At 45.5% G+C, this 21852-nt stretch carries 13 protein-coding genes and 1 pseudogene; 8 read left to right on the plus strand and 6 right to left on the minus strand.

What is annotated here, in order from left to right; genetic code table 11:
• The first annotated feature begins 67 nt into the window (after positions 1-67).
• Both uxaC and ITG10_RS20285 read left to right on the plus strand, forming a co-directional pair.
• Positions 68-1492, plus strand: a complete 1425-nt coding sequence (gene uxaC / locus ITG10_RS20280; protein WP_017633355.1) for a glucuronate isomerase — start codon at positions 68-70, stop codon at positions 1490-1492.
• A 9-nt stretch (positions 1493-1501) separates the two neighbouring features.
• Positions 1502-3502: a heparinase II/III family protein gene (locus tag ITG10_RS20285; protein ID WP_017633356.1), complete on the plus strand. Its 2001-nt coding sequence runs from the start codon at positions 1502-1504 to the stop codon at positions 3500-3502.
• A gap of 169 nt (positions 3503-3671) precedes the next feature.
• Here ITG10_RS20285 and ITG10_RS20290 read toward each other — a convergent pair.
• Positions 3672-6316, minus strand: a pseudogene (locus ITG10_RS20290) (hybrid sensor histidine kinase/response regulator).
• Positions 6309-7562 carry an acyl-homoserine-lactone synthase gene (locus ITG10_RS20295; protein ID WP_017633357.1) on the minus strand — a complete coding sequence of 418 codons (1254 nt, stop codon included), beginning with the start codon at positions 7560-7562 and terminating at the stop codon, positions 6309-6311. Before ITG10_RS20295 ends, ITG10_RS20290 begins: the two are co-directional and overlap by 8 nt.
• 426 nt (positions 7563-7988) lie before the next feature.
• Here ITG10_RS20295 and ITG10_RS20300 point away from each other — a divergent pair, with 426 nt between their 5' ends.
• Positions 7989-10427, plus strand: a complete 2439-nt coding sequence (locus tag ITG10_RS20300; RefSeq protein WP_017633358.1) for a M9 family metallopeptidase — start codon at positions 7989-7991, stop codon at positions 10425-10427.
• A gap of 275 nt (positions 10428-10702) precedes the next feature.
• On the plus strand, positions 10703-11077 hold the full coding sequence (locus tag ITG10_RS20305) for a cystatin domain-containing protein (RefSeq protein ID WP_017633359.1): 375 nt from the start codon (positions 10703-10705) through the stop codon (positions 11075-11077).
• Between the two features lie 92 nt (positions 11078-11169).
• On the opposite strand, the gene ITG10_RS20310 is transcribed toward ITG10_RS20305, so the two are convergent.
• The gene (locus ITG10_RS20310; RefSeq protein ID WP_128644455.1) at positions 11170-11790 is read right to left on the minus strand and encodes a hypothetical protein; all 621 of its coding nucleotides are present in this window, start codon (positions 11788-11790) and stop codon (positions 11170-11172) included.
• A gap of 199 nt (positions 11791-11989) precedes the next feature.
• Complete coding sequence (locus ITG10_RS20315; RefSeq protein WP_017633361.1) at positions 11990-13588, minus strand: isocitrate lyase; 1599 nt, start codon at positions 13586-13588, stop codon at positions 11990-11992.
• A 130-nt stretch (positions 13589-13718) separates the two neighbouring features.
• Between ITG10_RS20315 and ITG10_RS20320 the strand changes: the two genes are divergently transcribed.
• On the plus strand, positions 13719-14672 hold the full coding sequence (locus ITG10_RS20320) for a LysR family transcriptional regulator (RefSeq protein WP_026084496.1): 954 nt from the start codon (positions 13719-13721) through the stop codon (positions 14670-14672).
• Between the two features lie 155 nt (positions 14673-14827).
• Positions 14828-17014 (plus strand): malate synthase G, encoded by a 2187-nt coding sequence (locus ITG10_RS20325; protein WP_248387110.1) that lies wholly within the window; start codon positions 14828-14830, stop codon positions 17012-17014.
• A gap of 264 nt (positions 17015-17278) precedes the next feature.
• Here the strand turns inward: ITG10_RS20325 and ITG10_RS20330 are convergent, their stop codons facing one another.
• Positions 17279-18706 carry an NAD-dependent succinate-semialdehyde dehydrogenase gene (locus ITG10_RS20330; protein ID WP_017633364.1) on the minus strand — a complete coding sequence of 476 codons (1428 nt, stop codon included), beginning with the start codon at positions 18704-18706 and terminating at the stop codon, positions 17279-17281.
• A 216-nt stretch (positions 18707-18922) separates the two neighbouring features.
• The gene (locus ITG10_RS20335) at positions 18923-19711 is read right to left on the minus strand and encodes an IclR family transcriptional regulator (RefSeq protein WP_017633365.1); all 789 of its coding nucleotides are present in this window, start codon (positions 19709-19711) and stop codon (positions 18923-18925) included.
• Positions 19712-19865: 154 nt separating this feature from the next.
• On the opposite strand from ITG10_RS20335, the gene pta reads away from it, so the two are divergent.
• Both pta and ITG10_RS20345 read left to right on the plus strand, forming a co-directional pair.
• Entirely contained in the window at positions 19866-20984 is a 1119-nt protein-coding gene (pta, locus tag ITG10_RS20340) for a phosphate acetyltransferase (protein WP_017633366.1), read from the plus strand.
• Between the two features lie 58 nt (positions 20985-21042).
• A complete protein-coding gene (locus ITG10_RS20345; RefSeq protein ID WP_017633367.1) occupies positions 21043-21810 on the plus strand; it encodes a sulfite exporter TauE/SafE family protein in 768 nt (255 codons plus the stop codon).
• The last annotated feature ends 42 nt before the right edge of the window (positions 21811-21852 follow it).

Below are 21852 nucleotides of genomic sequence, written 5' to 3' on the forward strand. Positions count from 1 at the left end.
GAAACAATTTCATGATTGAATTTTTCCCTAAAGTTTATCAATACAGTTTTCTACAAGAGTTTGAATTATGTCTTCATACATACATAAAGATTTTCTATTGCAGGGGGACACTGCCAAGCGTTTATATCACGATTACGCGGCAGGGCTTCCTATTATTGATTATCACAATCATTTAGATGCCAAAGAGATTTATGACAACCACCAATACGACAATATTGCTCAGGCTTGGTTGAGTTGCGATCACTACTTGTGGCGTGCATTACGAAGTAACGGAGTCGATGAGCATTACATCACAGGTGATGCGAGTGATTATGAAAAGTTTCAAAAGTGGTGTGAGACCATGCCGTATCTTATCGGCAACCCTTTGTATCACTGGTGTCATTTGGAGCTTAAGAAATACTTTGGTCTCGATTTACTGCTCAACCTAGATAATTGCGAGGCTATTTGGCAACACTGTAATCAAAAACTCAGCCAAGAGTCTCTCCGATTCCAAGCTCTGCTTAAAGAGAGCCGAGTCGATACCTTGTGCACCACTGATGATCCACTGAGTGATTTGAGCTATCACGATAAGCTCAATCGTTCAGAATTTACTGTACAAGTCTTACCGACATTCCGTGCTGATAGCCTGATTGAAATAGAGAATCAAAATAGCTTTTTAAAGACGCTCAATTCACTGGCTTCGATCACCGACACTGACGTGGTCGATTTTGCAACCTACGCTCAAGCAATTACCTCTCGCGTGGATTATTTTGCACAGCACAACTGTTGTTTATCTGATTTAGGGTTAAAAGTTGTGGATTTTTCACACTATCACCCTGACGTACTTGATCAAGCTATAGCGAAGGTCAAACGTGGTGATGCGTTGAATAGTGGAGAAATTTCGCAGTTTAAGACGGCCGTTTTTGAAGTGCTTGGTAAGGCTTATCATAAACATGGTTGGTCGATGCAAATTCATATTGGAGTGTTAACTAATGTAAATCAGCGCCGCTTTGATGATCTAGGCGGCGGTACGGGTTTCAGTGTTATCAGTGACAACCCAATTGCAGAAAACCTTAGTCATTTATTGAGTTTGTTAGATCAAGACCGCCAACTCCCTCAGACCATCGTATATAGCCTTAACCCGAAAGATAGCGCAGTGCTTGGGTCAATCATCGGCGCCTTTCAAGACAGTGATGCGCAGCCAGGTAAAGTGCAGCTTGGTTCTGCGTGGTGGTTTAACGATCATAAGGCGGGTATGGAAAAACAACTTCAAGATCTAGCAAATTTAGGGGCTCTAGGACGCTTTGTCGGAATGTTAACCGACTCTCGCAGCGTGTTGTCACTCTCTCGTCATGACTATTTTCGTCGCATTCTATGTAACTTACTTGGTAAGTGGGTCGATGACGGGGAGCTACCGAATGATGAGCCTTTGCTTAAACAGAGTGTCGAGAACATCTGTTATCAAAACGCCAAACAATACTTCAATTTTCATTCATCTAAAGATTTAGTATAGGTATCCATTATGCTGCAGTTTACCTCTCAGGAAATGGCGGTCATTCGTCAAAATGCCAGCCAAGAGATCATCGAACAAATTATTCAAGATAATCAGGTTGTGCTTACTTCAGACATTCTCGTTCCACCTGATGCCCGCGCAACATGGAATTTATATTATTTTTGTCCCACGCATGGAGTTCGCTTAAGTTGGGATAGAGAGCGACCCACTGAACATGTGTGCCCTGTTGATGGGGAAGTGCTTACTGGGGAACCATATGACGGAGCATGGTGGCGTTGGCTTAATGGGCTCAATTCGAAAGCGTGTAATGACCTAGGCTTACTTTGGCACATTACTCAAGACCACAAATACTTCGAAAAAGTTCGTGAGATCTTATTAGGTTATGCAGAATACTACCCGAATTACGAAGAACATGGCGGTATTCCATACAATGGTCCAGGCAAAGCAAACGCGCAGACTCTTTGCGAAGCGAATTGCAATATTGATTTTGCCCGAGGCTATGATTTCGTTAAAGAGCAGTTGAATACCGAAGAGCAATTGTTTATTGAACAGCGCTTGTTACGCGAAGGCGCTGAGTTCCTGATGCAACATCGAGCTGATCAATTGCATAACCATGAAATGAAAATTTCTGCGACTATTGGTGTGATAGGCTTGATACTTGGTGACCGAAAATTCATCGACTTTGCGGTGAGCACACCTTATGGCTTGAAGTATCAGTTAGAGCATGGTGTAAAGGGGGAGGGCTTATGGTTTGAAGGTTCTATCCATTATCATTACTACGCTTTACAAGCACTTCTGAATTTCGAAAAAATGGCATGTAAAACAGAGTACTCACTACAATCGGTGCCAAACTTCCACACCATGTTGGCGTTCCCGCTCAAGCTACTCATCAATACGGGTGACTTTCCACGTCTGAACGATTGTATTGCGGGTCAAGAGAAGTTAACTCATAGCCACCTGTTCGAATTCGGGTATCGCGAGTTCCGAGACCCTTTATTTGCATCTGCGTTACAGAGTATCTATCAAGATAAGCCACGCAACAATATCGACGCGCTGTTGTACGGTGTTGATGCATTACCTGTGGCAGAGCCTCTTATGTGTCAGTCTATTCATGCAGAACAATCAGGCGTCACGATCATGTACGATCGAGAGCACGATAACATGATATTGATTAAGCACTCTCCATATGGTGGTGAGCACGATCATTATGATCGACTTGGGATGATCATTACTCGAAATGGTAAAGAAATTTTGCCTGACTTGGGAACAACAGGGTACGGTGCTGAACTGCATTACGGGTATTATAAAAACACGGTGACGCACAACACCTTGGCGGTGAATCAGAAGAATCAACCGCCAGCCAACCCTCAGGTGAATACGTTTGTAAAAGAACAGTCCTACACATGGTTAGACACACAAACAAATTGGTGTGGTGAGTTACCGACGGTCGATAGCCATACTATTGTTCAGTGGGATTTAGCCGCGTACAAAGACGTTGTGTTTCGTCGTCAAGTTTTATGGTTAGGGGATGTGGCGATTGAATTTAACGCCGTTGAAAATCCTCACCACCAACAATTGGATTTGGTTTGGCATATCAGAGGACAACACAGCGCTTTGGCACAGGCGCAAGGTTGCGACAATCCACTAGATGGGCCTTTAGCAAGAATGACGAGCTGCCATGAGACGCCACTTAAAGCGTCCACTAATTTACGTTATTCGATTGATGAACAAACCGAATTCAATCAACAGCTGATAACGGATAGTTCAGCAACTCTGTTGTTGGGGTATGCGCCAGACAACCCAGCAACCAGTGATTTAGCTTACACGATTTTGCGTAGCCAAGAAGCGGTTCTTAAAGTTGCCACGTTACATAACTTGACGCAAAACGATGAGGTTCGAGTTTCTGATATCGAGTGGCGATCGGACGTTATCAATTTAAAGTTGATAAGAAATGGAGTGGCACAATCCATTTCAATTAACCAAGAAACGGGTGTTACTTTATTCGTTTGATCTGATAATAATATTGAAGATTCATAACCCATTGAATTGCAAGAGTTCACATTAAAATTAAAAGTCCCCTTAAGATAGGTTCTTGAGGGGACTTTTTACGTTTCTTTCTTAATCAATGGCTAACAGCTAACAGCTAACAGCTAACAGCTAACAGCAAGTGAGCGAGTCGCTACTCGTTTTCTGTTTGCTTAGAAGCGTTGGATGTTTTGCCTTGCTTCAACCAGTTGTCGAGTACATGTTGCAGCGCATCCAATGACGTTGGCTTTTCTAGGCGGCCATCCATTAACTTGCTGATCATGTCGAGTTCGCGTTGTCCCGATTCGCCAGACAGAGCAATGATTGGCGTATTAGGCGAGCGTGCCTTGATGATCTGGCTTGCGTCAAAACCGTTCATGACTGGCATCTGCACATCCATCAAGATCAAATCAACTTGATGGGTTCTAAACAGTTCAACCGCATTCTCACCATTCTTGGCTTGTAAGCTGTTTACGCCGAGCCTGCTCAAGTACATCTGAACAAGTGTACGTTGTACCTCTTTGTCATCAACGATCAGCACGGTTGGCGCAAGGTGGTTTGATGCTGGTGGATTTGTTGGTTGCGCCTTTTCTGGCTCAGTTTTGGGTGCAGGTGCTGAGCCAGAAGCGTTATCAGCACTTGGTGTTGGGTTCTCTGGTTGCACTTCTGGTTCGGTTTGATCTTCCGTCGGTTGGTTGTGTTTCCAATCGTTGAAGTAAGGCGTACGCAGGTCATCCGCTTTTGGCGCATTCGGCACAACAGGGAAGTACAGGTGGAATTCAGTAAATTCACCAAGCTTAGATTTGCACTCGACTCTGCCACCAAATGAACGCATCACACGTTGGCAATAACCTAAACCTAAGCCGCTACCGCCACTCTTTTGGTAAGAGAAAAAGTCATCGAAGATCTTATGGGCGATGGTTTCATCAATCCCTGGACCGGTATCTCTGAAAACGAGCACGTTCTCGTAAGAGCCAGTTTTGGTACTGATTTCGATTTGGCTGTCTGGATACGAATCAAAGTAATAGATTGCGTTACGAATCAGGTTAAAGATAACGAAGTTAAACAAGGTCTCGTTCAGCTTTGCCACAAAATCAGCGTGTTGTGGTAGGCGAATTCGCTCAATGATCTTTTCGTTCTCAAAACCATAATGACTCACTGCTTGATCTACGGCTTTGTGGATTGAGGTCATAGTCACGGGGCCATGCTCAGGTGAGCTATCACTGACCTCACGCAAGATGATATCAATCAGCTGTCGGCCGCGTTGAATTGCAGCTTGGCCGTTTTCGATATCAAGTAGGATCTGTTTCGCTGGCGCTTGGTTATCGATGTGCTGTTTTAGTACTTCGAAATGCAGTTGCACTTGAGCAAGCGGGTTACGCATCTCATGGGCAATGGAGTTCGCCAGAGCACGACTTTGGCGAATGCGTCTATCCGCTTCGATGGTACTTTGCACACGAGTTAACAAGGTTTGCAGTGCAGAGATCTCTTCGTTAGAGAACATCTGATCGTTGCTCTTGTGTGATGATACCAACACGTGCGTGACCGATTTCCCCTGACCAAACAGAGGCATTACCAAGGCCGTGTTGTTCGAACTCATCTTCTCATAGAGAGCCTTGATCGAACGTTTTGCTGGCGCAGTGTAATCGAGCTCTTCAGACAGTTCGTCGAAGACCAAAACAGACTTGTTGGTCGATAAGTAGTCTTCGTAGAAAGTCTCGTTGTAGTTGCTGTTAACAAGGCGCAGTTTGTCTTCTGGGATTTGCAGTAGGCTACCCAAACGACGCATCGCATCATCAATTGATAGCTTGAAATCTTCTTCTAAAGCAAGGATTTGCTGTACTGGTGTTTTCTTGTTCCCGTAGACAAAGAAGGAGGCATAACGGCTCACGCGTTTATAAAGTACATGCCAAGTAATGCCTATTAGCGCGCAGATTGGAATGGCGATTAGCCATTGATTATCTTCGGTCAGCGGGATGAATATCGCACCAAACGGTATCACTAAAATAGCACACACTAACAGGGCGTTCAGGCTCATGTACGCAAGGTATTTCACGCTGTAGAAACGAGATGTCAGCAGGGCATACCCAACGAACAACATCTCACTAATAGACAAGGCGGGTGGTAGCCAAGTCAGTGAGAAATCACGCAAGAAGTAAGTCATACCTAGGTGGATCGTTGCTGTAGACAGCATGAACACCAAGATACCTGCAATCATATAGTTGGTTTTGGTCAGCGTGAGCTTACTGCTGTTAGCGCGCATTGCTACTAGGTTACCCAGTGTCAGTACCACAAAGCTGATCATACCGATGAAGAAGTACGAAGTGTGCGGGCCAAATTCAATCACGAACTGACTTGGGCCAACAATGATAACGTCTTCAACGGTTAAGCCCGGGCTTAAATTAATAAACAGGAGTAGACGGTTAGAGTGACGAAAATCGCTTGTTGCCACAGGCGCACCTTACCGTTGCGTTGCTCGGCGGCAAGCTGACACGAGAAGTAATACGCAAAGGCAAACGCAAAGAAAGAGGCGAGGTTGGCAAATTTGGCTGCAAACACAGCCGCTGATGGCCCAAGCTCTGGCAACAAGTCAGTATGGAAGTAAGCATTACTGCTTATCCACGCAACAATACAGACCGAGTAGGCGATGTAGGCAACGTGATGTGTCCCTGCGATCGCTTCGCTTTTTAGTTTCAGACGGTAGCAATAGTAGAGTAACCACATCACGACCACAGCAACCGTCGCAAGAAGCGTTATCGCTTTGGCGTGGATGATGGCTTCTAAGCCGAAATCAAACATGTTCGTCCTTATTTACCGAGCTTGGCTGTTGCAGAGAGTCTGGTTGTTGAACAGAGCTTAATTTTTCTGCTGAGCCAAACTTTCTGCTGTTACGCACGGCGCGTTTGTAGCCCTTAAAATCGGTGTCATTGAATACGTTGACCATCAATTCGAAATTCCAAAAGCCACGGTAAATGGTGGTGCCATCATCGTTCAATTCGCAATATCCCGAATGGAAATACGCTTTTGGGTCAATAGCTTGATAAAACTGAAGCATGAAAGGTTGTTCAATGATGGTGAAGCCAATTTTGTAGCCAACTTGATGTAAGACGCTCATCAGCTCTTTTTGAGCGAGATAGAGGAAGTAGAGTTTTTGTTGGGTATTTCCACTGACGGTTAAGCGCAGAACTTCACATATGGCTCGAGTTTCGGATAGTTGTAACTGAAACTGATTATCGAATTTTGGCAGAGAATCACACTTTGACAATATCGGTGGCGTGAATAGCTGTAACCCTGAAAGTGAATCGTAACCATGATTTGGTAAGCAGTATTGCCAGTGATCATTGCTGAACGGCGGCGCGTAGCTTAGCCAGGTTTCATTTTTTGACCAGTCTTGAATCAATGCGGAAGAGACTAATGTCGGGAAGGCTTCATCGTCTGGGTGTTTGAGCAGAATAAAGTGCTTACCCGTTTGTGACAGATGTAATAAAGGCAGCATCTCAAACCATTTTTCACCCTTGATGAAAACCTCAAGGTTGCTCAAAGCGATGGCATCACTGATAGGCATCCCTTGTGGGTGACTGGGTGTTTGCACCACAAGTTGATCATCTTCTATCTGATCGATGATCGCACTGTAGTAAGCGCTGTCTTTAATCGGCAGAACGATACCAGAGGGGGAACGACTATCGAGCGGCGACTTTGCCTTAATGGCAGCAATTTCGCATTCACACCAAAAGTCTAACCAATGCATGTAACACTGACTTGCCGCTTTCTCTAACAATGCCATCTCGGTCGATAAGCTACTTGGATAGCGTTGAATGAGATCGCGATAGTCCATCAATTCAAATAAAACGGAGAGGCTTTTGTGTTGATGTTCTGGGAAGAACGATTCCAATAGTCGTCTACGGTAGTCTGTGACGGTTTGGAAAAGCGCAGTGCGATCTTGTGGCTGATAAGTGTTGATCACGAGCTCGATCAGCGCGTGTTGTTTCTTTTCGATAGCCAGACTGCTAGCCAACAGTGAGACTAAAGACGACGTTAATTCCATGGTGTTAACCTAGCCTAGGTTTATAATTATTTTTATTGGATTTGCACTCGTTAACCAGACACGAATTGTTATTAAGTTATTTGATATAAAGTTACCTTGTTGAGATTGAGTAACTCTAATTGTGTCTATTGTTTTTAAAAACAAGTTGCATAATCGAGCGCAAGTTTACTACTTGCGCATCCCCTTAACAACAGAACATTCACTAGTTTATAAATTGCTAAATTAGAACATTCTCAATCACTTAGAGCCTAACCTTGCTCCGATTCTGACCTGTATCAATTGAGCATAATCCTTTGAATTTATAAATTAACGTAAAATATCTATTTTTTGAACCAAGCTCATAAATCATACGCAACTGAATTCACCTTGTTAATCGTAAGGAATATAACGGCGAGCCAAAATATATAATTAACTAATGAGTGTTGTATGTCTCATAACCGTTTATTTCCACGTCATCGTTTGGCTCTCGCTTGCATGCTGGCCAGTGTTTCCAGTTTCTCCTTTGCTCAAAGTCAGTGTGAGGTGCTTGATCTTCAGCAGGCGTCTGACCTTGCTCTCGCTGTCTCATCAGCTGATAACAGTTGCTATGGCGCTTGGTTCTCTGCTCAAGAGAGTTCGTTAAACAATATCTATAGCGAAGCGAGCCTAAGCCGTATTCAAGTAGCACTTAACCTAGAAATTGCCCGTTACCGAGGTGATGCTGAACAGGCTCGTAAACTTGAAAACCTTGGCGAATTTGTTCGCGCCGCTTATTACGTTCGTTATAACGCGCGAGCGCAGGATTTTTCCGAGGCGTTGAGCCAGCGTTTCGCTCAATCTATTAATGCTTTTCTGGCGAACCCTAATGCATTCGATCAAGGCCGCGAGCAAGTTGGAGCGATGAAAAGTCTGACGTTGATGGTCGATAATGTTAAGCAACTTCCACTGACTATTGATGCGCAACTTGCGGCATTGAATCACTTTAACCGCGAAACAGCGCAGGATTCACAATGGGTCGATGGTCTTAATAATCTATTCCGAGCAATGGCAGGGCACGCCGCTCGAGATGACTTCTACGATTACATGGCAAACCACACCCAACATATCGATACGCTGTCGGCATTCGCTGGTGATAACACGTGGGCGTTGAATACAGAGGCGAGCTTTCTGGTTTATAACGCCGTGCGTGAAACAGGCCGCTTGTTAGCCAGTCCGGATAAAGCGACCAAAGACAAAGCGATGCGGGTTATGCAGCAAGTGATGGCGCAAAACCCACTGGGCACCGAGCACGATAAGCTATGGCTAGCGGCCGTTGAAATGATGAGTTACTTCGCACCCGAAGGTTTGAATGGGTTAGACCTAGAACAAGCGAAACGCGACTTGGCAACGCGTGTACTTCCCCATCGTTATGAGTGCCAAGGGCCTGCGATTATTCGCTCTCAAGATCTTACCGAGTCACAAGCGGTGGAGGCGTGTGATGTGTTGGCTGCCAAAGAGGCCGACTTCCACCAAGTCGCGAATACGGGTCAACAACCTGTCGCTGATGATAATAACGAGCGAGTTGAAGTCGCGGTGTTTGGCAACAAAGGTAGTTACATTGATTATTCATCGTTCTTGTTTGGCAATACCACAGACAATGGCGGTCAGTATTTAGAGGGTAATCCTGCAGAAGTCGGCAACGTCGCACGTTTTGTGGCTTATCGCCACGCCAATGGTGATGATCTTTCTATTCTCAATTTAGAGCATGAATACACTCACTATCTTGATGCGCGCTTTAACCAATACGGTTCATTCAACGACAACCTAGCACATGGTTATGTGGTGTGGTGGTTAGAAGGCTTTGCCGAATTTATGCATTACAAACAAGGCTACGATGCAGCGATTAGTTTGATTAGCAGCGGGAAGATGAGCCTGTCGGATGTGCTTGCGACTACTTACTCCCATGATTCCAATCGAATATATCGCTGGGGATACTTGGCGGTACGCTTCATGCTGGAAGAGCATCCTCAAGAGGTGCTAGGTTTATTGGCATTGTCTCGCACTGGTCAATTCTCCGAATGGGCACAACAAGTAAAAGTGCTAGGGCAGCAATACAACGGCGAGTTTGAGCGTTGGTTAGACGCGGTTTCAAGTGAACCCACAGAGCCTACAGAACCGACAGATCCTACGCAACCAACAGACCAAGCCATAGTGCTTGCAGCAAACCAGAGTGTGGTGTTGAGTGGCGAGGCGTATAGCGAGCAGTTGTTCTATGTTGATATTCCAGACAACACGACGCATTTTGAAGTGTCTATACAGGGGCAAACTCAAGGTGATGCTGACCTCTACATGAGCTACAACAAATCTGCACATTACTACGACTTTGAATTCAGTCAATACGGCAATGCCAGTAATGAAGTGGTGACGTTTGAACAAGAATCTTCGGGTTACATCAAGTCGGGTCGTTACTACATGAGTGTTACGGGGCGTACCGATTTTAATGAGGTGTCGCTAACGGCATCGGTAGTCACAGAAACGCCAACGCCTCCAACTCAACAGCAAGATGATTTAACGCCCGTGGTATTGGAGTCCGGTCAGGCTCAATTGCTTACGGTGCACCAACGACGTTATGCCGCTGTCTATGTACCAGAAGGCGTACAAGAGGTGCGAGTGTGGCTGCACGATAAGAGCGACAATACGGAAAACGAACAGTCGAATGCGGGTAACGTTGATCTGTTCGCTAGTCATTCATACTGGCCAACAGCAGGGCAGCATGACTACGCGTCTGATTACCGTGGAAGCAATGAGTACCTGCAAATTCCTGTAACAGAAGAAGGCTATATACACTTCTTATTGAGTGCAGAGCAGCAAGGGGATGATGTCGAGATGTTGGTGTATTTTCACTAACAGAACAGGCATTAGGCAATAACACTAGAAAAGAGGCATTGCCCTAAACTGCATTAACGACAACGTCACTAAACTAAATGGTTAAATATCAATAAAGTAGACGGATAAAAGCCGGGCATCAGTGTCCGGCTTTGTTTTTCTGACAATCTTCTGTGTTTATAGAGTAGTTACACCATAATCTCTGATGAAGTGATGACATTCGAGGTTTAAGCTGGTCTGCATATGAAACATCATTGCGAGTAACCTATCGCAAGTGATAGAGGTAGAGATAACTTATGAAGAAAGTACTATTGGTAACCATATTTAGTGTCGCTGCGTTAGCAGGGTGTAGTCAGAAATCTGAGGTCCCAGAACAGTCACAAGAGACTCCGAATCCGATCTGTAGCACTAAGAACCTGACAGGTGGTTGGTCACAAAGCGATATCACCCCAGAAGCCAAGCAAGCTTTAGATGTGGTTCTCGGACAAATGAATACATCAGCAAAGCTCGAAAAAATCTTGAGCGTTCGCACTCAAGTAGTCGCGGGTTTGAACTACGCGATCGAGTTTGAAATGGATAATGGTCAGGTGTGGAATACTGTTGTTTATCGTTCACTTCAAGGTGATCTCGAAATGATGCAGGCTGCACAGCAAGGTCGTTTGTGCCAATAAGCTCGCTTAACGAATAAGAAAAATGGCTCCCAATTGGGAGCCATTTTTGATTCTAATTAAGGTCAGCTTATTACGTCCAATAGAAGACGTTCCTAATCCGTTAGCGCTGGTTCAGAAAGCTCTGGTTCAGAAATATTGGGCTCAGACAGTTCTTGTACACACGCTCGGCTGATATCTTCATCAATGTAAGCCATTCCCAGCTTGTTCAAGTAATCCATACGATCAGCAGTGCGAAGCTCAATATCAGGGCCTGCGACGTTGTTCTCTTGATAAACCTTAGCCATGTGAGCCATGAATTGCTCGCCCACACTCATCATTAACAGGCTCATCGCACCCACGTCCGGTCTTACTTTGGCATGCTGTTTTTCAGACAGGTTTACCGCTAACACGATAGGTTGTTCTTCTCCTTCGAAACGAACACTGCGCTCACGAACGGTTTGTTGCGCCCAGTAATACGCCAGCTCTTTACTCTGAGTCAGGAACACAGGTTCAACCGACTCGGTGTAGTTATTGCCAATCGTTGCCATGGTTTTTGAAGCGGCCTCATTGAGTGCTTTGTCTCCAGAACGTTTCAGTCCTTGTCCTTTAATTGAAGTAAGCAAGGCTGAAGACGTGCCGTGATACCAAGTATCACCCGTTGCGAAACCATTTTCTGATAGCAGCGTTTTTGCATCTTGTAGGTGTTTAGGTATTGAAGTCATAGGCACTCTCAATCAAAAGAAATATCAACAAACAGGAATCTCAACAACATGAATACAGTTAGCTTAAACAGATGTTGCTTAGCTGACCGTGGTGTAGAACACAATTCTTAGACTTTGAGATAAAGCCGGCAGTACAAGCTTTATCTCAAAGCCTTCCCCCGGATCTTACCTAAGTAAGAGAGAAGGGCGGGGGAGGCTTTAGTGCTAGCGATTAATCAAATTGGTTAGACGTATTCGCTTCGCCCGCTGCTTTTAGTGCATTCTCACCAGCGAAGTACTCTTTGTGGTCATCACCGATGTCTGAACCAGACATGTTTTGGTGTTTAACACATGCGATGCCTTGGCGGATCTCTTTACGTTGAACATTTGCAACGTAACCCAACATGCCTTGGTCGCCGAAGTACTCTTTCGCAAGGTTGTCGGTAGACAGCGCTGCAGTGTGGTAAGTCGGTAGCGTAATCAAGTGGTGGAAGATACCTGCTTCACGAGATGCGTCCGCTTGGAATGTACGAATCTTCTCATCAGCACTTGCAGACAGTTCAGTTTCATCGTATTCCGCGCTCATTAGGTTTGCACGGTCGTAAGCAGATACATCTTTACCTTCAGCAACCAATGCATCGTAAGCTTGTTGACGGAAGTTTAGCGTCCAGTTGAATGATGGAGAGTTGTTGTAAACCAGTTTCGCGTTAGGGTGAACTTCGCGAACGCCGTCCATCATCTCTTTGATTTGGCCAATGTGTGGCTTCTCAGTCTCAATCCAAAGTAGGTCAGCACCTGCGTTGATTGCTTCAATACAGTCGAATACACAACGGTCTTCACCAGTACCTTGGCGGAATTGGTACAAACCTGAAGGTAGACGCTTAGGTCGAACTAGCTTACCGTCACGGTTAAAGCAAACGTCGCCTTCTGCCATATCTGCAACATCGATCTCTTCAACATCTAGGTATGAGTTGTAGATATCACCTTGGTCGCCCGGCTCTTTCACTACTGCGATTTCTTTTGTTAGGCCAGCACCTTGAGAATCGGTACGAGCAACAATAACGCCGTTGTCGATTCCCAGTTCAAGGAAAGCGTAACGAAGTGCGCGAAGTTTTGCGTGGAAGTCAGCGTGTGGAACCGTTACTTTGCCGTCTTGGTGACCACATTGCTTCTCATCGGCAACTTGGTTTTCAATTTGTAGACAACATGCGCCCGCTTCAATCATCTGCTTAGCCATTAGGTAAGTCGCTTCTGCGTTACCGAAACCAGCATCGATATCGGCAATGATTGGCACCACGTGTGTTACGTGATTGTCGATTTTGTCTTGGATAAGGTCTTGTTGGTTAACATCGCCCGCTTCACGTGCAGCGTCTAGCTCACGGAATAAACCACCCAGTTCACGTGCATCAGCTTGGCGCAGGAATGTGTATAGTTCTTCTACTAGGCCAGCAACCGATGTTTTTTCATGCATTGATTGGTCTGGAAGTGGACCAAAGTCTGAGCGAAGTGCTGCAACCATCCAACCTGATAGGTATAGGTAGCGGCGATCTGTCTTGCCATCAAAGTGCTTCTTAATAGAAATCAGCTTTTGTTGACCGATAAAACCATGCCAGCAACCTAAAGACTGAGTGTATTGAGAGCTGTCTTTATCGTAAGCCTCCATATCCGCACGCATGATATCTGCCGTGTATTGCGCGATATCTAGACCTGTTTTGAATTTGTTTTGAGCTCGCATACGAGCAGCAGATTCAGCATTGATTGCATCCCATGGAGCACCTGCAGCGCTTTTTGCAACTTCTATCATTTCGATATCTTGTGTAATTTGCGACATAACTATTCCTTAGTTTCACGTGGGGTATGGTTGCCAAATTGGCTTGGATTAAAACTTTGCTATGGACAAAGAATAACCATGCATGTGATAATTTTGTTAATTTATAGTTATTATATTCGGTATTTTTCTTATGAATATTGCTCGTATAGACCTTAATTTACTTGTGTATTTAGACATGTTGCTACGTGAAAGAAACGTTACACGAGCGGCAAATCAATTAGGAATAACTCAACCAGCCATGAGTAATGGACTGCGCCGATTGCGTGATCTGTTTGAAGATCCACTATTGGTGAGAACCAGTGAAGGGATGGTACCGACCGAGCGAGCGCAAAAGTTGCAGCCACTGATTCGAAACATCTTGGCGAATGTAGAGAAGACACTGCAGCCGACCACAGAGTTTAACGCAGAAGACAGTGAACGCGTGTTTCGTATCATGGCGAGTGACTATGCAGAGTCGACCATTATTCAACCTCTTCTGAAAAGGTTAAGTGAGATCGCACCGAAAATACGACTGGATATCATGACGCCAAGTGACGTGAGTTATCAGGATGTAGAGCAAGGTACCGTTGATATAATTATCAACCGATTTGACGATATTCCTCAGTCTTTTCACCAGATGAGCCTTTGGCACGACGGGTTTTCTTGTCTATTTAGTTGTGACAACCCGATAGCCGACAACTTCGATATTTTGTCTTATTTAAAGGCGCAACATATTTGGGTAAGTAAGACCGGCATGGGAACGGGAGTGGGGATCAACCCAAGCGAAGCACAAAAGCTTGGTTGGATAGATGAAGCACTAATGCGCATTGGTAAAACCCGTAACATCACGGTGTTTACGCGACACTACTTGTCGGCGATTCTCTTCGCACAACAGAAGAACCTGATCCTGACTATTCCTACCAAAGCGGCTCAACTGCAGCGCAATAACCCTAGATTGTTGATCAAGCCTGCGCCATTTGCGATTGAACCCTTTGAGGTGAAGATGGCGTGGAGTCCATTGTTACAAACCAATCCAGACCATCAGTGGATGCGTCGTTTGATTAAAAGTGTCGCTAACGAAATCGAGAGTGGAGTGACGGAATAACACAGTTTGTAGGGTATTTTTTATATGAATATCCAATATAACCGGCATAAATTAGCTAAATTCATGTCCGTTAAGTAAGTTTAATTCAGTAAAGTAAATTTGAGCTAGTCACGAAAATTTATTGAGTAGCCATCAGTTAGTTTGAGAGAGATTTTATGAGCAGTCGTATTCAACAGGGAAGCTTGAACATTGATAGCACCCTCTACCAATTAATTAATGAGCAGGTAATTCCTGGAACAGGCATTGTCGCTGAAGACTTTTGGCAATCATTTGCAACCATCCTTGAAGATTTGGCGCCAAAGAATCGCGCATTGCTTATCAAGCGCGAAGATCTTCAACATCAAATTGACGTTTGGCATCAAGAGCGTGCTGGGCAAACGCTAGATCTTGTAGAGTACAAACAGTTCTTACAGCAGATCGGTTATTTGGTTCCTGAAGGCGATGACTTTCAAGTGACGACAGCGAGCGTAGAACCTGAGATCGCAACACAAGCTGGGCCGCAGCTTGTGGTGCCAATCATGAACGCACGTTTTGCACTTAACGCAGCCAATGCGCGTTGGGGCAGCCTATATGATGCGCTCTACGGAACGGACGTGATCAGTGAAAGTGATGGCGCGGAAAAGGGCGGAAGCTTTAACCCTGTTCGTGGCGCTAAAGTAGTGAGCTATGCTCGCGGGTTCCTTGATGACGCCGCGCCGCTGAATGGTGTTTCTCATAAAGACGTGACCAAATACAGCATCAGCAATGTGAGCATTGGCAACACGCTGACAGCAACGCTAGATAATGGCGAAGAAGTCACGCTAATTGATCGCAACCAATTTATTGGTTATCAAGGAGACGCAAGCTCGCCTTCTTGTATCCTGCTTAAACACAATAATCTCCATATCGAAATTCAAATCGACCCGAGCGCACCAATTGGTAGCGTTGATGTGGCGGGTGTTAAAGATGTGCTGGTGGAATCGGCACTGACCACGATTATGGATTGCGAAGATTCTGTAGCCGCAGTTGATGGTGAAGACAAAGCATTGGCTTACCGCAACTGGTTAGGCTTAATGAAGGGCGACCTGCAAGAGTCGCTAGAGAAAAACGGCAAAACCATCGTTCGTAACCTAAACCCTGATCGTCAATACACCAGTGTGACGGGTGGTGAAATCTCACTTAAAGGTCGCAGCATGTTGTTCATACGCAACGTGGGCCACCTAATGACTAACCCTGCGATTATTGATGCCGAAGGTAATGAAGTGCCTGAAGGTATCATGGATGGCATGGTGACATCACTTATCGCAATGCACGATTTAAAGGGTAATAGCCCTTACCAAAACTCGACCGCGAACAGCATCAATATTGTTAAACCTAAGATGCATGGCCCTGAAGAAGTGGCTTTCACCAATGAGTTGTTTGGTCGCATTGAAGATGCATTAGGTTTAGATCGCTTCACCATCAAAGTCGGCATCATGGACGAAGAGCGTCGTACCTCTGTGAACTTGAAAGAATGTATTCGTGCAGCTAAAGATCGTGTTGTGTTCATCAACACAGGTTTCTTAGACCGTACCGGCGATGAGATTCACACCAGTATGGAAGCGGGTCCTTTTGCTCCTAAAACACAGTTGAAAACCATGACATGGATTGGCGCATACGAAGATCAAAACGTTGATCTTGGCTTAGCTTGTGGCCTGCAAGGTAAAGCCCAGATTGGTAAAGGTATGTGGCCAGAGCCAGATAATATGGCCAAGATGATGGACGCGAAAATCGGACACCCACAAGCCGGTGCAAATACCGCTTGGGTTCCTTCTCCAACTGCGGCGACTCTGCATGCCTTGCACTATCACAAGGTGAGTGTTCCTAGCCGTCAGAAAGAGCTTCGTGAGCGTGTGAGAGCAAATGTTGACGATATTCTTACTATCCCGCTGCTAGGCAACCAAAAGCTTACTGCTCAAGATATCCAAAAAGAACTGGACAACAATACGCAAGGTATTCTTGGTTACGTAGTTCGTTGGATAGACCAAGGCGTAGGTTGTTCGAAAGTGCCTGATATTAACGATGTAGGGTTAATGGAAGACCGTGCGACGCTGCGTATTTCAAGCCAACACATCGCTAACTGGTTACGTCATGGTATTTGCGAGGAAGCCCAAGTAATGAAAACCATGAAGCGCATGGCAGCAGTGGTTGATGAGCAAAATGCAGGGGATCCAAGCTACCAAAACATGACGCCTGATTTTGAAAACAGCATTGCGTTTTCAGCAGCGTGTCAGTTGGTATTTGAAGGCTGTGCTCAGCCGAGTGGTTATACCGAGCCAGTGTTACACGCGATGCGTCTAAAGCTGAAAGCGCAGAGTGCTTGAGTCGGAAAGTGCTAAATCGCAGATAAGCGAAAGCACAAAAAGCCTAAATCACTGAAATAGCAAAGTGACCTAATAATAAAAATAGAGAAAGAAAAATACTAAAAAAAGACCCCCCCTTTAACCGAGCCCAAGGTGCCGCGCTTCATAGCGCGGCTTTTTTTTAGCTTTTAGTTAGATACAGGATCTGAGATTGAATGCGGGATCAGAGATTAGAAGTGAAAAACAGTTATCTTTCTCCCACCAAACCTAATTTTCGCCAAAACCTTAGTTACCACCGAAACATAGATACTTAATATCCATGTACTCGTCGATGCCTTCTTTAGCACCTTCACGGCCAATGCCTGACTGTTTAACCCCACCGAAAGGTGCAACCTCAGTTGAGATCATGCCGTCATTAATGCCAACCATACCGTACTCAAGTGCTTCTGCTACCTTCCACACTCGGTGGATATTCTGGCTGTAGAAGTAAGACGCCAAGCCATAAATGGTGTCGTTCGCCATTTCGATCAGCTCTTCATCGCTGTCGAACTTCATAACCGGAGCGACAGGGCCAAAGATCTCTTGTTGAACGATGTCCATATCGTGCTTCACGTCTTTGAGAATGACAGGCTGAATGAACAAGCCCGCAAGCTCTTGAGTTGGGGTGACAGGTTGTGCACCTTGTTCAATGGCACGATCAATCAAACCTTGAATGTTTTGTTTCGCTCTTTCACTGATCACAGGGCCAATGTTGACGCCCGCGTCTAAGCCGTTACCAATTTTAAGTTGCTGTACCGCTTGGTCAAATTTAGCCACAAACTCATCGTGCACTTTGCTATGAACATAGAATCGGTTAGCACAAACACAGGTTTGGCCTGCATTACGGAATTTCGAAGCCATTGCGCCTTGAACCGCAGCATCGATATCGGCATCGTCAAACACGATAAACGGAGCATTACCGCCAAGTTCCATCGAGGTGCGTTTGATGCCTTTTGCCGCTTGAGCCATCAAGATACTGCCGACGCGGGTCGACCCAGTGAAAGAGATTTTTTTGATAAGCGGATGCGAAGTGAATAGGTTGCCCACTTGTTCAGGGCTTTCACCAAGAACGACTTGGAGCAGATCTTTAGGGATACCCGCTTGATAAGCCAGTTCAACCACAGCAAAAGCAGAAAGCGGTGTCTCATCCGAAGGTTTCACTACAAAGCTACAACCCGCTGCTAAGGCAGGAGCCGCTTTACGAGTGATCATTGCAATCGGGAAGTTCCATGGCGTAATCGCACATGCGACACCAATAGGCTGCTTGATGGTCACCAAGCGTTTGCCAGCGACTGTGCTAGGAATGGAATCACCATAAGTGCGCTTCGCTTCTTCCGCAAACCACTCAATGAAGCTCGCGCCATACACGACTTCACCTGTCGCCTCGGCTAACGGCTTGCCCTGTTCCATTGTCATGATTCGAGCAAGGTCATCCTTGTTTTCGAGGATCAACTGGTGCCAGCGATGAAGCAGTGCTGCACGAGATTTAGCAGGAATTTTTGCCCACTCTTTCTGCGCTACATTAGCTCGTTCAATCGCGCTCGCTAACTCTGTTTCTGATGATATCGGTGCGTGCCCGATGAGTTCATCCGTTGCTGGGTTTGTGACTGCAACTGCGTTGTTCGCTTCTGTCACCATAAAAGAGAGTAAGTGCTGGTTATCAATGTTTAGCATCGTGATTCCTTTGTCGTGATTACTTTAGACGTGTTGCTGATGTGCGGGTTGGCGAGTGTTCAGATCACTTCGACCAAATGTTGATTAGTCGCAGATTGTGGTCGTTAATTCGATAGTTTTGAAGCCCTTGTTTGCGCAAGCATTGTTTACCAAAGTAGGGCCTTCGAAATCCATGATCAGCTAAGTCATGGACTTCGAAATTCTTTAAGAAAGTGCTTACTGCTGACTCCAATTATCAGCTTCGATCTTCGCCAGCGCTTTTGCTGCTTTTTGAAGTGCGGGCAAGAATTTTATTGCTTCGTCCGGTTTCACTCGAATCACAGGTGCTTGTATCGCTAAACCTAGGTTTGATTGACCTGTTGGTGAGGGGATCAGCACAGCGATACAGACTAAGCCTGGTAAAAACTCTTCATCATCAATAGCAAAACCTTGGATTTTCGCTTCTTCAATGTCTTTCTCTAGAGTCGAATAGTCGGTAATCGTGTTTACGGTGTATTGAGTTAGCGGCACATTTTCAATTAATCGTCTGCGCTGCGACTTAGACATATGAGCTAAAAACAGTTTGCCAGTAGCCGAGCAGTGCACGGGAACGCGAGAGCCGGGGTGAAGGTGAAAGCGAAGGGGAGCTTCAGTTTCTGCACGATCGAGATAGATGATCTCACCGCTCGATAGTGCGGTTAGGTTGCAGCTCTCGCCGACTTCTGCTCGAAGGTTTTCAAGAATCGTGCGTCTTGCGCTGTGCATGGTGCTGTTGAACAGTAGGTTTTCAGCCAGCTTTCTGAGTCGAATGCCAGAGCTGTAATGTTTTTCATCACCGTCTCTTTGAATGATGCCTGCGGATTCTAATTGTTGCAGCATACGGTGCAGAGTGGGTTTCGGTAGTCCTGTTTCTTCGACGAGCCCTTGAAGGGAAATAAACTCGTCTTTTTGCGCTATCACCTCTAATAGTGCAAAAAGTCGGAGAGTGGGCGTATCTCCTTGAACTTGTGGTGTTTCTGTTTGCATACAGTGATTCATCCTTGCGATATGTCTATGTGTAAGAGTGTACATACCAAATCAATATTCTTCAATTATCTGAATAAAATTTGACCTTTTTTATTATTTCAATAATATAAATGTAAATTATGGAACAATTAATCTCAATAAATGGAATTTTAAGATGAAAGCAATTGGACTGATTATTGATAAGGCGCACTTAGATCGTAAGCGTGTGGTTTTGAGCGAAGCGGAAGATCCTCGTGTACTCAAGGCTGCACGATTAGCGATAGATAAACAGCTCGCTTATATCACGCTGGTGGGCGATGAAAAGGCGATTATCGAAGCCGCTCAGTTGCATCATATTAACCTTGCGGGCATTCATATTGTTTCACCACAAACATCAGCACTGAAAGCTGTGTTGGCTGAACGACTGTATGAGTTAAGAAAAGCCAAAGGCATGACTTATGAAGATGCATTGGAGAAGGTCAAAGACCCACTGATTTTTGCCAACTTGATGGTAAGAGAAGGGCTGGTCGACGGCACGGTCAATGGCGCGGTTTATACCACGTCAGATGTGGTGCGAGCTGCGCTGCAGATCATCGGGCCAGCGCCAGACAGTGAATTAGTATCGAGCTTCTTTTTAATGATGTTGTGCGAGCCTTTCCATAACCTTAAAGGAGGCATGATTTTCAGTGATTGTGGCTTGGTGATTAACCCCAATGAAACCGAGCTTGCATCAATTGCAGTGGCGGCATCAAACAGTGCACAAACGCTGTTGATGGAAGAACCGAAAGTGGCAATGTTGTCGTTTTCGACCAATGGCAGTGCCAAACACGAATCAGTCGATAAGGTGCGTAATGCCGCCCAGTTAGTGAAGCAACGTTGCCCCGGAATTGCGGTTGATCAGGATGTTCAACTCGACGCGGCGATTGTCACTGAAATAGCAGCGAAAAAATTGCCCGATTCCGAGGTGAAGGGCGAGTCTAACGTGTTGATATTTCCTAACTTAGAAGCTGGCAATATCGGTTACAAGCTTGCTGAAAGGCTAGGTGGTGCGGTCGCGATTGGTCCGTTGTTGCAAGGGCTGAATCAACCCGCCAATGATTTATCCAGAGGGTGCAGTGCCGAAGATATCTTTAATGTAATCGCGGTGACTGCCGTGCAAGCACAGCAAAGTAAAACGGCAAATCCAACGACGGATATTGAAGCTGGTGCTCAAAAAGCTCCAGAAGATCAAAACGCAAAAGAAGAGCAAGAAGCTAAAGAGAGAGAAGAATCAAAATTTGAGTTTAGGTACTAAGGCTCAAACTTAAAGCTCGCACTCATACTAAGTAAAAAACACCTAATTAGGATTGCCAATGGAGTTACCTGTTTTACTCGCCATTCTTGCCACCATTGCGGTAGGTACCTATTTCCAAACCGTCACGGGGTTTGGGCTTGGTATCATAGTGATTGGTCTTACGGTCAGTCTTAATCTGGTTTCGTTGCCCGTGATTGCCGCCGTGGTCAGTATCGTGACCTTGTTTAATTGTTTGGTCGCGTTGATGGGTAAGCCGCTGCTTGGGGAACTCAAGATTCTGGTGGTGTTGGTGATCGGTATTATCCCCGGCGTGTCACTTGGGGTGTTTTTACTGGACGAGTTGAGCGAGTCGGCGACGCATATTCTGCGAGGGCTATTGGGGGCAATGGTGTTATTCGCAGGTCTGAGCTTTATGTTCAAACCTAAAACTAGAAAAGACCGCTCGGCAACCGTGTCGTTTTTGTTATCTGGCTTTAGCTCTGGCTTAGCGGGAGGGTTGTTTGGGATGGCGGGTCCACCAATTGTGTATCACCTCTATCGACAGCCTTTTACGCTCGATCTGGTACGAAGTACATTGCTGATGGTGTTCGCTTGTACGTCGATGTCTCGTACCGTCAATGTCTACGCGGCAGGTGACATGGAAGCGAGCATACTGTGGTTGTCTGCGATTGCCGTTCCCTTGGTGGCGCTTGTCACTATGTTTGCTCGGCGCTTCCCGCCGCCATTGTCGAATGACCAACTCAGAAAGTTAGTATTTATGGTGTTGATGTTGATTGGTGGGTATTTGATGGCTGTTTCTGCGTGGGCGTTGTTTGGCTTTTCGTAAAACCACTTTCGGCAAAGGAGGCTAGTGATTCGCTAGCCTAAG

The sequence above is a fragment of the Vibrio sp. ED004 genome, assembly GCF_023206395.1.
Lineage (GTDB): Bacteria > Pseudomonadota > Gammaproteobacteria > Enterobacterales > Vibrionaceae > Vibrio.